Source organism: Erythrobacter crassostreae, assembly GCF_019204045.1.
Lineage (GTDB): Bacteria > Pseudomonadota > Alphaproteobacteria > Sphingomonadales > Sphingomonadaceae > Erythrobacter > Erythrobacter crassostreae.
In genome coordinates this window covers 106,094-118,625 of sequence record NZ_JAGSPC010000003.1, presented here as the reverse complement: position 1 = coordinate 118,625, position 12,532 = coordinate 106,094, and the positions used below count along the sequence as shown (strand labels likewise).

The window sequence follows — 12,532 nt, the reverse complement described above, 5'->3', positions numbered from 1 at the left end:
TGTAAGAGCGATTTTGCCGAGCCATTCTTCAGCCAAATCCGATTATCGGTATCGACAGATACAAACATGGCGGTCACTGAGTCCAGCACAGCCTCGGTAAAGGCGCGCCGATCATCAATCTGACGGTTCGCATTTACGAGCGCGTCTGTTTGTTTTTCGAGCTGCGCCGTCATGCGATTGAATGCGCGATTCAACAGGCCGATTTCATCGGCACCTTTGCGCCCTGCTACACGAAGTGCAAAATTACCCTGCCCCACTTCGCGCGCGGCTCCGACAAGGTCGGTAAGCGGCTCTACCTGCCGGTCCGCAAATCTGAGCGCGAACCAAACTGCAATACCAACCAACAACAAGCTGACTGAGAGAAGAGCTATATTAAAGCGAAGCTGCAATGTGCGCGCATCGTTTGAGAGCGTCTCATACGCCAGCGCAACGGCCTGGGCATTGGACCAAGAATTAAAACTGGCAGCTTCAGTGTTCCGCGCATTGTAGAGGTAAATCCCGCTTTCGAGATCGATTGGCGCGAGCGCCGCTATCCTTTCTGGACTGCCTCCAACGACGACAATCTCTCCAGCATCAAGCTGACTCAACGCAGCCTCGCTGAATTCCAACGGCCGGTTGTCTTCAAGCAGATTCAGGATGGCCGCTGTGCGCAGGGAATCATCTTCAAGCCTTTGCAGGACGGCACTTTCAGAGATATCTCGCGCTTGCGCCTGAAACGCATAGAAGTCAGGAAAGTCGGGACTCGAAATTTGAACCCGCGCGAGAATGTCGCGCATGTCGGTTGCCATTGTGATTGTTTCTTGTTGAACATCACGTTGGTTGTCATCGTAGTAACTTTGCGCCAGCTCATTGGCGTTTTCCATCATTCCTCGTGACTCGTCAGAGAACCAAAAGTCGACACCTGTTTGAAACAGAAATGCCGCAAATCCGGCCACGAGAAGCGTCGGAACTGCCGCAACCATGGAGAAGAAAAACACTAAGCGGACATGTAGTCGAGCAGTGCTTCCTGCGGCGCGTCGCAAAGCAAGGCGTCGACCAGCAAGGATGAGCAATCCCATAGCAGGGACAAGAACCGCCATAAGCAGTAACGAAACCTGCATCGTCGGCAACAGATCGCTGTCGCCTGGATCGTTTGAATAGACCAAGTAATTAGCGACCATAGCTGCCAAAAGCGCAACGATCGCGACAATCTCAAGCCACAGGAAAATATTGGCGCGGCGCGAACTAACGACGAACTGGCGCCACCAACGCGGGGATTGGCGTGGTGAATTCACCGGTGAGTGATTAGCGCTTGCGTCCATCGTGGCGCAGTTACAACGCCACTGTTGCATTTTTGCAAGTGGAAAATGCGCGGCGACAAATGCTCTGCGTCAGGCCGTTCTTGAGAAGCGATCAGGTTCGATACCCAATTCGCCAATCCGCTTACGCAATGTATTCCGGTTTATTCCGAGTAACTTTGCAGCGCGCAACTGATTGCCATTCGTCTCGCTCAGCGCATGCTCAATCAGCGGTTTTTCGAATGCAGCCAGTGCTTGGGAATAGACGGTCCCAGCTGCCGGGCTTTGCTCATGCAGCCATTGGTTAAGCGCCTGACCAATGCCACCATCGCGATCCTGCTGGTTCCCGCCTGGCGCAAGCGCTTCGTTGCCAAGTATGTCTTGCAGGTTGCCGGCATCAATTAAATCGTCGCGCGCCATCAAGGACAGTCGGTAGATTACGTTACGTAGTTCCCGGACATTGCCACGCCAGTTGCGGGTCTCAAGCGCATGCATTGCGTCTTGTGCCAAGGTGCGGCGAGGCAGACCGTCATCAGCGGCTTGCGCTAAGAAGTGTTGGGAAAGAACCCCAATGTCTTCGCGCCGCTCACGCAGAGGCGGCAGATGGATAGGCACGACATTCAGCCGGTAATACAGGTCTTCGCGGAAAGTCCCTGCCGCAATCATCGGTACTAAGTCTTTGTTCGTCGCGGCGACAATCCGCACGTCGATACCAATTTCTTGGCGCCCGCCGACCCGTCTGATCCGGCCGGATTGTAGTGCCCTCAGGAGCCTGGTTTGCGCCTCCGCAGGCATATCCCCAATCTCATCTAGGAACAGAGTGCCGCCATTGGCTTGCTCAAACTTACCGATCGCTTGCGCAATGGCTCCGGTAAAAGCACCTTTTTCGTGCCCGAAAAGCTCACTCTCGATCAGGTCCGCTGGAATAGCAGCGGTGTTTACGGCAACGAATGGGCCGGAGCGTCGCCCGCCAAGTTGATGGATCGCTTCGGCTACCAGTTCTTTGCCAGTCCCGCTCTCACCTGTGACCAGAACCGTTAAATCGTTGCGCAGTACACGGGTAATCATCCGATAGACGCTCTGCATCGCCGGGCTTCGCCCAACAAGCGGCATCCCATCGTCTTCGATCGGCAAATGCTCTGTTTCTGAAGGCTGAGCTTTGCGCGCGCCCGAAGCCTGCCGAACGGCTTGAACGACTTCATCGAGGTCGAACGGCTTCGGGAAGTATTCGAATACCTCATTGTCGCTAGCCCGAACGGCGGTATCGAGCGTGTTCTGAGCGGACAACACAATCACTGGCATTTCCGGTGCATGCGAGCGGACATTTTCGAGCGTACTTAGGCCGTCACCGTCTTCAAGCATGACATCGGTAAGCATTACATCAAAGCTTTGCTGCTGCAGCCAGCGGTCACGTTCAGCCATTGAGCCACAATGCTCGATGCTGAAGCCTTCGTCTTCGAGCGCGGCAATCATCACTGTTGCGATTGCATCGTCGTCTTCAACGAGTAGCACCTTGCTTTGGGAAGCCGCGCTCATATCCCTGCCCTCGCCTTTTCAACACTTTGCGGGAGGTGGAGACGAAAGTGTGTGACGTCGCGTTTCACGTCACGCTCATGGCTTATGCTTCCATTCATGTCGCGAACGAGTTTGCGGACCAGAGCGAGGCCTAGCCCCTGCCCAGATTTCTTGGAGGATACGAAGGGTTCAAATACATGGTCACGTATCGCCGGTTCGATACCACCACCATTGTCTGTTATCGTGATTTCAATTGGCAGTCGCACGCTTCGCCCAACCCTAATGGCGCTGAAGGCCAACCCGCTAACAAAACGGGTCTGCACAGTAATTCTGGGAACATCCTTGGACGCGGCTGCAGCATCACGTGCGTTCGAAACGAGATTTATCAACACTTGTTCTAGCGCGTCGCGATTGGCCATGACTGGAGGCAGAGACGGGTCAAATTCCTCGCGAATTTCGACCTGAGTTGTGTCACCGGCACGAACTGTCGCTATTGCCGCTCTAATCGCTTCATGCGGATTACATGGCGCGGCCGGTTCTGACTGGGTGCTGCCCAATTGCTGCATACGGTCAATCAACCGCGCAATACGGTCAACCTCATTGGTGATCATGCGGGCGAGCTTCTTGTCTTGTTGCGGCAGTTTTCGCGCAACCAATTGCCCTGCACCGCGGATGGCAGAGAGCGGGTTCTTGATTTCATGGGCGAGAATTGACGGTGCCCCCAATGCGGATCCAGCTTCCGCCTCACGTGCGTTCTCTTCATGTGAAATTTCGGACAATGTCACAACGCGCCAGCCGGTATGGCTCGCCAATGGGGATACTGTCAGATTGACACGGGTCTCGGCTTCGCCGGCAATCACCCTTATGTCACGCGCAACAAGAGCGGAATCTGCTGCGGCAAAGCGTTGCTTCACACGTTCTTCGAGATCGCCGAGGATCTCAGTGATTGGCTTGCCGTTCAACCGCTTTGAGCTCTGTCCCAGAAGATTTTCCGCGGCATGATTGGCTTCATTGATCCGGCTTTCCCCATCGATCAGGAGCACCGCAAAGATAAGGCCGCCAATTTGTGCCTCGGCATCAGGTTTGTTTGCGACCTCTTCTGCAACAGCCATCAGGCAGCTCGTCGGTGAAGGAACGGCTCGTAGAAACGTTCGATCTCGCCGAGCACTTCATCGGGATCATCGATGAAGTTTGCTTTGTTGCGGAACTCGGCCGATCCATGCATTCCTTTGGTGTACCAACCCAGATGCTTTCGAGCGATTTTTGTGCCTACATCTCTGCCATAATGGTCAAGCATGCGCGCATAGTGCTCTGTTAAGACTTGGTATTGCTCATCAAAGTCAGGCGTGCTGATACGCTCCCCAGTGCGCCACCAATGCATGACCTGACCCAGCAGCCACGGCTTTCCGTAAGCACCGCGGCCGATCATCAGTCCGTCCGCTCCAGACTGTTCCAAGGCTTTAGAAGCATCTTCGATTGTGCAGATATCCCCGTTCACGATCACAGGAATTGAGACAGCCTCTTTGACTTTCTGGATAAACGACCAGTCAGCGCTGCCTTTGTACATCTGATTGCGAGTCCTGCCGTGAACGGTGATCATCTTGACACCAAGGTCTTCCGCGATCCGCGCCATCTCCGGGGCGTTCAGGCTTGCATGGTCCCAGCCCATCCTCATCTTCACTGTAACGGGGACATCAACTGCATTTACAGTCGCTTCCATCAGTTTGGTCGCCAATGGGAGTTCGCGCATCAGAGCGCTTCCGGCGAGCTGTCCGACGACTTTGCGAACAGGACAACCGAAATTGATGTCAATTATCGCAGCGCCGTGGCCCTCTTGCAATTTTGCTGCTTCAGCCATGCTAGCAGGGTCGCAACCGACCAATTGCATTGAAACGGGTTCTTCAATCTGGTCCCAGGCTGTTTTCTGGAGAGATTGACGGGTTTCCCTGATCGCGGCTTCGCTAGCTACCATCTCCGTTACATTTAAGCCGGATCCATACCGACGGACAAGCGTGCGGAATGGCATGTCTGTCACACCGGTCATCGGAGCAAGCAATACAGGCTGCGCGATCTCAACTGGGCCAATCTGGATCGGTTTAATCGGAGGAGGGTTCGGGATAGTTGTCATGTCGGGGAATGCCTAAAATTTGTGCAGCGCATAGTGCATTGCGCAAAATCCGTCCAGACCCTAAGCGCGACTTGACCATGAGTGATCCGTCTCCCCCATCCAATGTCTTCAAAGCCATTATTGTAGCAGCAGGCAAAGGGCTGCGTGTAGGCGGCGATACTCCGAAACAGTTTCGTCAATGGAGGGGGAAGCTAGTCCTCCAGCATTCCATTGATGCGCTCATCGATGCCGGCTGCAGCCGCATCGTCCTCGTCGCACCAGCCGGGATGCATGAAGAGGCATTGCTTGCTGCTGGAAAAAATTCTCGGATCACAGCCGTAGATGGCGGGGCGACCCGGCAACAATCAGTCGCTGCCGGTCTCGAAGCTTTAACGGCAAACAGCTCCGATTATGTTCTGATCCATGATGCAGCTCGGCCAGATATTCCTGACGCTGTAATTACAAGACTTCTTGCGGCGCTTGAAACGCATATTGGCGCTATACCTGTATTGCCCGTCGTCGATAGTTTAGCGGTCTGCAGCGAAGACAACGTGATGACCGGGAAAGCGGATCGCGAGTCTTTAAAGCGGGTTCAAACACCTCAGGCATTTCGATTTGCTGATATCCTGCGTGCTCACCGCTCGTGGAAGGGCAATCCAGATGCGGGTGATGATGCTCAAGTGCTTTCGGCCAGCGGCGGTTCAGTTGTTTTCGTTGAAGGTGATGAGCGCCTAAAGAAGATCACCTTTGCAGAGGATTTTGGAGAACCAATGACGTTGCCTCAATTCCGTGTCGGTCAAGGCTATGACGTGCACCGTTTTCAAGCAGGTGAAGAGCTTTGGCTATGCGGGGTTAAGCTCGAACACAAAAAAGGTCTGGCTGGGCATTCTGATGCGGATGTCGCATTGCATGCTATTACCGATGCAGTTTTCGGTGCCGTGGGTGAGGGAGATATTGGCACGCATTTCCCTCCTAGCGATCCGCAATGGTCAGGCGCGCGGTCAGCGCAGTTTCTGGAACACGCGGTGAAGCTTGCCAGTAATGCCGGTTATTCGCTTGGTAACATTGATCTTACTATCATTTGTGAAGCCCCGAAGATTGGGCCCCATCGCCCGGCGATGCGAGCTAGGGTCGCGGAAATAACTGGATTGGAAGAAGACGCCGTGAGCATCAAGGCGACGACAACCGAGAGGCTTGGTTTCACTGGCCGGGAAGAGGGCATTGCAGCACAGGCTATTGTCGGCCTTGTGAAGAGCGCTTGAAGGAACTCAGATGACAAACGCACTTCTCCCGGCAGATATTGAAAATCTTGCGGCGCGTGTCGTCGCAGAAAACAAGGAGTATGGGCGAACGGTCGCATTGGCGGAGAGTTGCACGGGCGGCTTGGTCGCAGCAGCAATCACTGAAATCGCAGGGTCTTCAGCCGTCCTCGATCGCGGGTTCGTTACATACTCAAACGCGTCGAAGATGGAGGCGCTTGGTGTATCGCAGGATATTATCGAGACATTCGGGGCGGTATCGATCGCCTGTGTCTGGGCGATGGCTGCCGGAGCATTAAAGAACTCAAACGCCGATGTTGCTGTGGCAATTAGCGGGGTCGCAGGTCCTGGAGGTGGTACACAACTCAAACCGGTCGGCACCGTAGTGTTTGCCCGGGCATATCGGAATCAAGATGGTGAGCCCGAGGGTGAGCTCAAACACTTCGAAGGCGGAGATGAGGAAGGCGGCCGCGCTTCGATAAGGCGTCAGGCCACTATTTGCGCGCTTGAGCTGTTGCTTCCATAAAGCTCAGCGGCTCGGGTCTCGAACGCTTCTACCATTTTGCGGAATGCGCGGTCGAAATACTGCCCCGCGATCTTTTCAAACATCCGGTTCTTGAATTTGAACTCGACCAAGAAGTCGATTTCGCAAGTGCCCTCACCCGTCGAATGAAACGTCCAGACATTGTCGAGATCTGACAGCGGTCCATCGACGTAGTGAACTGCAATTTCGCGAGGCCGATCCTTTGAGACCCGCGACGTGAAGCTCTCCCGTAGGCTTTTAAAGCCAACGACCATATCGGCAACCATCTCGGTTTCAGTATCAGACCGCACGCGCGTGGCGATAACCCAAGGTAGAAATTCGCGGTAACGCGCAACGTCCGCGACCAGATCAAACATCTGCTCAGCGCTGTATGGAAGCCGGCGTGTCTCGCGAATCCCCGGCATTAGATGCTCAGCTTGTCTCGCTTGCGAAGTTTTTCTTCGCGTGCCTTCTTCATGACCGCGAAGTCATCGCCTGCATGATAGCTTGAGCGTGTCAGCGGGCTTGAGGCGACCTGAAGAAAGCCTTTGGCCCGTGCAATCGAACCATAAGCGTTAAACGCTTTCGGCGTGACGAATTCTTCGACAGCGGCGTGTTTGGGCGTTGGCTGGAGGTATTGCCCCATTGTGATGAAATCGACTTCGGCGCTCCGCATGTCATCCATGACCTGATGAACTTCGAGGCGCTGTTCACCTAGGCCGAGCATAATGCCGGACTTCGTGAAGATCAGCGGGTTATGCGCCTTCACTTCTTCGAGAAGCCTTAGCGATGCGTAATAGCGCGCTCCTGGCCGGATAGTCGGATAGAGCCGCGGAACTGTTTCAAGATTGTGGTTGTACACATCAGGGCCCGCCTCGCAGATTGCTTCGACGGCAGGCCGCATTTTGCCTCGGAAATCGGGAGTGAGAATTTCGATAGTGGTCTCTGGCGTATTGCGGCGAAGTGCTTCAATCACTTTGACAAACTGCCCTGCCCCGCCATCTGGCAAGTCATCGCGATCAACGCTCGTGATTACGATGTGCTTCAGGCCCATTTTAGCAGCAGCGATTGCGGTGTTTTCTGGCTCCATCGGATCAACAGCGCGCGGCATCCCAGTCTTAACGTTACAAAACGCACAAGCACGGGTGCAGACATCACCAAGGATCATCACTGTCGCGTGTTTCTGTGTCCAGCATTCACCGATATTTGGACACGCAGCCTCTTCGCAAACGGTGTTGAGGTTCAGGTCGCGCATCAATTTGCGCGTCTCATGATATCCTTTGCTAACCGGCGCTTTTACGCGAATCCAGTCTGGTTTCCGCTGACGCTCTGGGCGAGCTTCACTTGATTTGCTGCCCTGCTGGGGCTTTGGCGAGTTTGCGAGATCGTTCATATGGGCCATTTAGGCTGCCACTGCGTCTGCCGCAAGCCAATGACCTTGCTGAATACGTCTGTTGACGAACAAAAAGGTCGCAAGCTCTTTTGCTTTTCATGCAACAAAGAGGCGTGTAGCGAGGCCATCATGTTTGAAACGGCAATACAGACCTTCACTTCACCGGTCGTTCTATTCTTCGTGTTGGGTCTGCTTGCGGCCTTCGCGAAGTCTGATCTTGCCATCCCAGAGGCAATCGCAAAGGCGATGTCGCTCTATTTGATGGCAGCCATTGGCATCAAAGGCGGTGTTGCTGTTGCGAAGTCTGGGATTGATGCGACGGTCCTATCAGCTCTTGGCGCGGGCGTCGTGGCAGGCTTTTTGCTCCCGTTCTTCGCTTATTTCGTTCTAAAAACGTTTGGAAAGCTTGATCGGATCAACTCCGGTGCTGTCGCTGCGCATTATGGTTCGATCAGTGTCGTGACATTTGTAACCGCAATCGAAATTCTGACTGGTCAAGCCCGCGAACCGGGCGGCTATATGGTCGCGGTAATGGCTGCAATGGAAGCGCCTGCAATCCTGACAGGATTGATGCTCGCAAGGGGCTTTGGCAGTTCTTCGGAAGGCGGACAGAGCACAGGTGAGATGTTCCACGAGGTATTCACCAATTCTTCGATTGTCCTGTTGCTCGGTGCTTTTGCGATTGGAATGATTGGCGGTCCAGAAGGGTTTGAACCCGTCAGTCCGTTTTTCGAAACTGGGTTCAAGGGCGTTCTTTGCATTTTCCTTTTGGATATGGGCTTGATCGCTGCGCGGCGTATGATGGATTCGCGTGCAATCACATGGCGGCTTGCCGCGATTGCTATCTTCATACCGCTCGTTAACGGAGCAGTTGGAACGGCATTGGGTATCGGTATCGGATTGGATACGGGATCTGCCGCAGCGCTCGGCGTTCTTTGCGCAAGTGCAAGCTATATCGCGGTGCCAGCTGCAATGCGACTGGCTCTTCCTGAAGCAGATCCGGGAATATACCTGACCATGTCACTCAGCATCACTTTCCCGTTTAACGTCCTTATCAATATTGGCATCATCAGCGCATTCGCGGCATTCTTGGCCGGAAGCGGAGGTATCTCACCATGATTGAAACCGTAACCCGCAAGAGAATTGAAATCCTTGCCGACACACAGCTGCAAAAACGTGTGACCGATGCGATTGACAGCGTGGGGATTACTGGATGGACGATTGTGCCGGTCACTAGCGGCAAAGGGCGCGACGGCGCATGGCGCGAGGAGCGTGTGATGGGTACGGACAAGGTTTTTGTCCTCACGATAGCTGCGGAAGATAAGGCATCAGCCCTTGCCGAAACACTTGCCCCCATGCTTACGCGATATGGATTCATCTTGAGCATGTGGGATGTGCAGGTGATCAGGGGAGAGCGCTTTTAAGCGTCGCGCGCTCCCACACTGAGGAGTAGAGAATTGCCGGAATTTGCCGAGCTTCTGAAAGGCTATCGCCGCTTTCGCGAAGACACCTATCCGCGTCAACGTGACCGGTTTGAAGAAACAATCGCATTGGGCCAGCACCCCAAATTGATGATCATTGGTTGTTCGGACAGCCGCGTTGATCCGGCACAGATCTTCGACGTTGATCCCGGTGAAATTTTTGTGGTCCGCAATGTCGCCGCTTTGGTTCCTCCTTTTGAGATCTCGCCGGGGCAGCATGGGGTGTCAGCCGCCGTAGAGTTCGCTGTGCAGATGCTCGAAGTGAAGCAAATTCTTGTTATGGGTCATGGCAGATGCGGCGGCTGCAAAGCCGCGCTCAGACAAGATTTCGTGGGCACTGATCCCGGCCATGGCGGTTTCCTCGCAGAATGGATCACCCTGCTAGATGAGGCCCGCGAGCCTGTCGCACGAAAGCACGGTGTCGAGGGGCGTAAGGCCGAGCTTGCGATGGAGTTCGCTGCGATCCGCCAGAGCCTGACCAATCTGCGTAGTTTCCCTTGGGTTGCCGACAAGGAGGATCAGGGCGATCTAAAACTTCGCGGAGCGCATTTCTCGATCAAAGAAGGCGTGCTCTACTCGCTCGATGAAGACACCGGCGAGTTTCTTCCGGAAGACTAGCCCTTGCCCCCTTCGATTGCGGCTACCATCTTAGCATCCATGTCCAATACAGAACTCAAGAACATCGCGCTGCTTATCGATGCAGACAACACCACCCCACAAGGGATTGATCCCGTTCTAACAGTGATGGCCGAACTTGGTCAGGTGAATATTCGCCGGGCATACGGGAACTTCGCCAAAGATAATTTGTCGCGGTGGGACAAAATTACAAACACCTACGGTATCCGTCCGCAGCAGCAATTCGACGTGTCAAAAGGTAAGAACGCCACCGATATGGCGATGACAATCGACGCGATTGACCTGCTCTATCAGGGCAAGGTTGATGGATTTGGCATCATGACCTCGGATAGCGATTTCACCCCGCTCGTCACACGTCTGCGGCAGGACGGTATTTTGGTTTACGGTTTCGGTGAAAAGAAGACGCCAGCGGCATTTCAGGCAGTATGCACTCGCTTCCTCTACATTGATGAATTGATCGCAAGTACCTCGGATGACAACGGGAAGACTAAGGCTGCGCGCAAATCAAAGTCCGATGTCGGTGATCTGGATGAACTTATCCTCGCGGCCTATCGTGAAGCGAAACGCGATGACGAAGGTTGGGCCAAACTGCAACAACTCGGCCAGATTGCCGGCAATCGGTCGAGCTTTGATGTCCGGAATTATGGTTTCAAGAGCCTCTCAGACCTCTTCGCCTCAATCGACAACTTCAAACTCGAACGCCGTGATGGCAATCAGGTTTACGTAAAACGATTGCACTGATCCGAGACAATACGATGACCGACAAAAAAGGGCGCCCTGAAGATAGCTGGGCGCCCTTTTGCATCGTGTTGTTGGTCGCGGATTATTGCGTGCTTGCGCCCATCAATTCCCCAAGGCTTGGCCCGTCCGATTGGGCCGGACCGGCTTTTTCAGCTGCAAAGGCGCTCCAAAGCATCGCGATAGGAGCGCGTTTGCCCTCGACCCGCGCCAATGTTTCCTGTGCGCCAGCAAAATCACCAAGACCAACTTGAGACATTCCCAGACGTGTCAGGGCTTCGCCAGTATCCACACCCGGCATTCCTAGTGCCTTTTGATAGAAGGTCGCGGCCTTGTCGTACTGACCATAGCTGTAAAATGCGCTGGCTGCGGCAACGACTGTACGCAAACCTGCATTTCCAGCTGCTGCATCACGTTCCAATGCAGGGAGGTCCGCACGGTCGCTGGCAATACGTCCATTTGCTGTAGTTAGCGCGTCTGCAACGTAGATGTCATCGCGGCTCACCGCATCGGTTGCATAGGCCTGCTCGATAATATCTTTGACTTCCATTGGTAGGCGGCGAGCATCTGCAGCCTCGACATAAAGAACATAGTCGTTCTTTTCCTGAAGCGCGCCTGCTTCTTTCGAGAGACGCAGCAGATCGAGCAGCAATTGCGGCTCGTACTCATTCAAATTGCGCGTCAGGTTCACTGCATCGCGCCAATTGGTCGACGATGGAAATGCCTCAATCCACATTGCTGTGAAATCATAGACTTCAGGAACAACCTGATTGTTATAGGCAACGGTCAAACCACGGCGGTACCACTGCTCTTCAATAGCTTGACCCTGTGATTTGCGCGCGCTGATCGCCTTTTTAAGGAATGACAGACCTTCTCGGAGTTCATTCCCGGAGAAATAGCTCTCCGCCATCGCAATCTGCAAATCAGAGGCCGTGATACTCGTGGTTGTGAAGTTGTAGTTGATAGCCTGCTGCAGATAGTTTCGCGCTTTAGGAAAATCGCTGGCAGCATTCGAGAGCTGATAAGCGATGAAGTTGTAACGAGCGATCTGATCGACAGGTACTTTCCCGCTGGCAAGCATCGTTTCCATGCCGCTGAGCTGCAGTGTCTGATCCTTCAGCTTGATACCTGAATTGAAAACCAAACCGCCCGCTGCAATCTTTTCATCTTGCGTTGTTGCAAGCGGAAGCAATTGCTGAATTTGTGGCTTGTACGCGGCTACGTCTGCGCCTTCAGCATTGAGAGCATCGTTAAGTGGTTGATAGACAGCCACAAATTCTTTCGAATAGCCACCGCCGTCACTTTCTTTGTCTTTCTTCTTCTTGCGCTGTGCGTGCGCCTCTGCTGGATAAACGGCAGTCGCAACGACGGCTGAGCCTGTCGCAAGAGCAACGGCAAGCGCGAGGCCGGACGTGCGTTTACGCATGTTAAAAAGCTGCATTCGGAATACCTCCTGGGGTGTTTAGTGCCGCGTCTTCAGTTCGAGGGAGCGCGGCCGGATTTAATCTCTGATGCTGCATTTGGACGCATGCTGTCAGATTTGCAATTCTGTGTAGCCGAAACGGCCTGAATGGCCTTTGAATGGAATTGAAATGGGCAATTC

Annotated in this window: 13 protein-coding genes; 6 read left to right on the top strand and 7 right to left on the bottom strand. The window is 53.9% G+C overall.

The window, feature by feature from the left end; translation table 11 throughout:
• From KCG46_RS11945 to dusB, 4 genes are all read right to left on the bottom strand, one after another.
• Positions 1–1,301: HAMP domain-containing protein (locus tag KCG46_RS11945; protein WP_218405660.1), on the bottom strand; the 1,301-nt coding region annotated here is incomplete at its 3' end.
• Between the two features lie 69 nt (positions 1,302–1,370).
• The gene (gene ntrC, locus KCG46_RS11940) at positions 1,371–2,813 is read right to left on the bottom strand and encodes a nitrogen regulation protein NR(I) (protein ID WP_218405659.1); all 1,443 of its coding nucleotides are present in this window, start codon (positions 2,811–2,813) and stop codon (positions 1,371–1,373) included.
• Positions 2,810–3,904, bottom strand: coding sequence for a two-component system sensor histidine kinase NtrB (locus KCG46_RS11935; RefSeq protein ID WP_218405658.1), 1,095 nt, complete (start codon positions 3,902–3,904; stop codon positions 2,810–2,812). The genes ntrC and KCG46_RS11935 overlap by 4 nt, the downstream gene beginning before the upstream one ends.
• Positions 3,904–4,920, bottom strand: a complete 1,017-nt coding sequence (gene dusB / locus KCG46_RS11930) for a tRNA dihydrouridine synthase DusB (RefSeq protein WP_218405657.1) — start codon at positions 4,918–4,920, stop codon at positions 3,904–3,906. Before dusB ends, KCG46_RS11935 begins: the two co-directional genes overlap by 1 nt.
• A gap of 77 nt (positions 4,921–4,997) precedes the next feature.
• Here dusB and KCG46_RS11925 point away from each other — a divergent pair, with 77 nt between their 5' ends.
• Positions 4,998–6,161 (top strand): bifunctional 2-C-methyl-D-erythritol 4-phosphate cytidylyltransferase/2-C-methyl-D-erythritol 2,4-cyclodiphosphate synthase, encoded by a 1,164-nt coding sequence (locus tag KCG46_RS11925; protein WP_218405656.1) that lies wholly within the window; start codon positions 4,998–5,000, stop codon positions 6,159–6,161.
• Between the two features lie 10 nt (positions 6,162–6,171).
• A complete protein-coding gene (locus tag KCG46_RS11920) occupies positions 6,172–6,684 on the top strand; it encodes a CinA family protein (RefSeq protein WP_218405655.1) in 513 nt (170 codons plus the stop codon).
• Here the strand turns inward: KCG46_RS11920 and KCG46_RS11915 are convergent.
• Together KCG46_RS11915 and lipA are read right to left on the bottom strand one after the other, a co-directional pair.
• Positions 6,645–7,106 (bottom strand): type II toxin-antitoxin system RatA family toxin, encoded by a 462-nt coding sequence (locus KCG46_RS11915; RefSeq protein WP_218405654.1) that lies wholly within the window; start codon positions 7,104–7,106, stop codon positions 6,645–6,647. The genes KCG46_RS11920 and KCG46_RS11915 overlap by 40 nt on opposite strands.
• Entirely contained in the window at positions 7,106–8,074 is a 969-nt protein-coding gene (lipA, locus tag KCG46_RS11910; protein WP_218405653.1) for a lipoyl synthase, read from the bottom strand. The genes KCG46_RS11915 and lipA overlap by 1 nt, the downstream gene beginning before the upstream one ends.
• A gap of 129 nt (positions 8,075–8,203) precedes the next feature.
• On the opposite strand from lipA, the gene KCG46_RS11905 reads away from it, so the two are divergent.
• Genes KCG46_RS11905 through KCG46_RS11890 form a run of 4 tightly spaced genes read left to right on the top strand, consistent with a single transcriptional unit; the run spans position 8,204 to position 10,932 of the window.
• A complete protein-coding gene (locus KCG46_RS11905) occupies positions 8,204–9,193 on the top strand; it encodes a sodium-dependent bicarbonate transport family permease (RefSeq protein ID WP_218405652.1) in 990 nt (329 codons plus the stop codon).
• On the top strand, positions 9,190–9,498 hold the full coding sequence (locus KCG46_RS11900; RefSeq protein WP_218405651.1) for a P-II family nitrogen regulator: 309 nt from the start codon (positions 9,190–9,192) through the stop codon (positions 9,496–9,498). The genes KCG46_RS11905 and KCG46_RS11900 overlap by 4 nt, the downstream gene beginning before the upstream one ends.
• Positions 9,499–9,531: 33 nt before the next feature.
• On the top strand, positions 9,532–10,173 hold the full coding sequence (locus KCG46_RS11895) for a carbonic anhydrase (protein WP_218405650.1): 642 nt from the start codon (positions 9,532–9,534) through the stop codon (positions 10,171–10,173).
• Positions 10,174–10,212: 39 nt separating this feature from the next.
• Positions 10,213–10,932 (top strand): NYN domain-containing protein, encoded by a 720-nt coding sequence (locus KCG46_RS11890; protein ID WP_218405649.1) that lies wholly within the window; start codon positions 10,213–10,215, stop codon positions 10,930–10,932.
• A gap of 82 nt (positions 10,933–11,014) precedes the next feature.
• Here KCG46_RS11890 and KCG46_RS11885 read toward each other — a convergent pair whose 3' ends face one another.
• A complete protein-coding gene (locus tag KCG46_RS11885) occupies positions 11,015–12,370 on the bottom strand; it encodes a tol-pal system YbgF family protein (protein ID WP_218405648.1) in 1,356 nt (451 codons plus the stop codon).
• Positions 12,371–12,532 lie beyond the last annotated feature (162 nt).

Excerpts from the sequence above, each read along its gene's own strand:
- ntrC (WP_218405659.1), bottom strand. The coding sequence starts at position 2,813 with ATGAGCGCGGCTTCCCAAAGCAAGGTGCTACTCGTTGAAGACGACGAT.
- KCG46_RS11935 (WP_218405658.1), bottom strand. The coding sequence starts at position 3,904 with ATGGCTGTTGCAGAAGAGGTCGCAAACAAACCTGATGCCGAGGCACAA.
- dusB (WP_218405657.1), bottom strand. The coding sequence starts at position 4,920 with ATGACAACTATCCCGAACCCTCCTCCGATTAAACCGATCCAGATTGGC.
- KCG46_RS11925 (WP_218405656.1), top strand. The coding sequence starts at position 4,998 with ATGAGTGATCCGTCTCCCCCATCCAATGTCTTCAAAGCCATTATTGTA.
- KCG46_RS11920 (WP_218405655.1), top strand. The coding sequence starts at position 6,172 with ATGACAAACGCACTTCTCCCGGCAGATATTGAAAATCTTGCGGCGCGT.
- KCG46_RS11915 (WP_218405654.1), bottom strand. The coding sequence starts at position 7,106 with ATGCCGGGGATTCGCGAGACACGCCGGCTTCCATACAGCGCTGAGCAG.
- lipA (WP_218405653.1), bottom strand. The coding sequence starts at position 8,074 with ATGAACGATCTCGCAAACTCGCCAAAGCCCCAGCAGGGCAGCAAATCA.
- KCG46_RS11905 (WP_218405652.1), top strand. The coding sequence starts at position 8,204 with ATGTTTGAAACGGCAATACAGACCTTCACTTCACCGGTCGTTCTATTC.
- KCG46_RS11900 (WP_218405651.1), top strand. The coding sequence starts at position 9,190 with ATGATTGAAACCGTAACCCGCAAGAGAATTGAAATCCTTGCCGACACA.
- KCG46_RS11890 (WP_218405649.1), top strand. The coding sequence starts at position 10,213 with ATGTCCAATACAGAACTCAAGAACATCGCGCTGCTTATCGATGCAGAC.
- KCG46_RS11885 (WP_218405648.1), bottom strand. The coding sequence starts at position 12,370 with ATGCAGCTTTTTAACATGCGTAAACGCACGTCCGGCCTCGCGCTTGCC.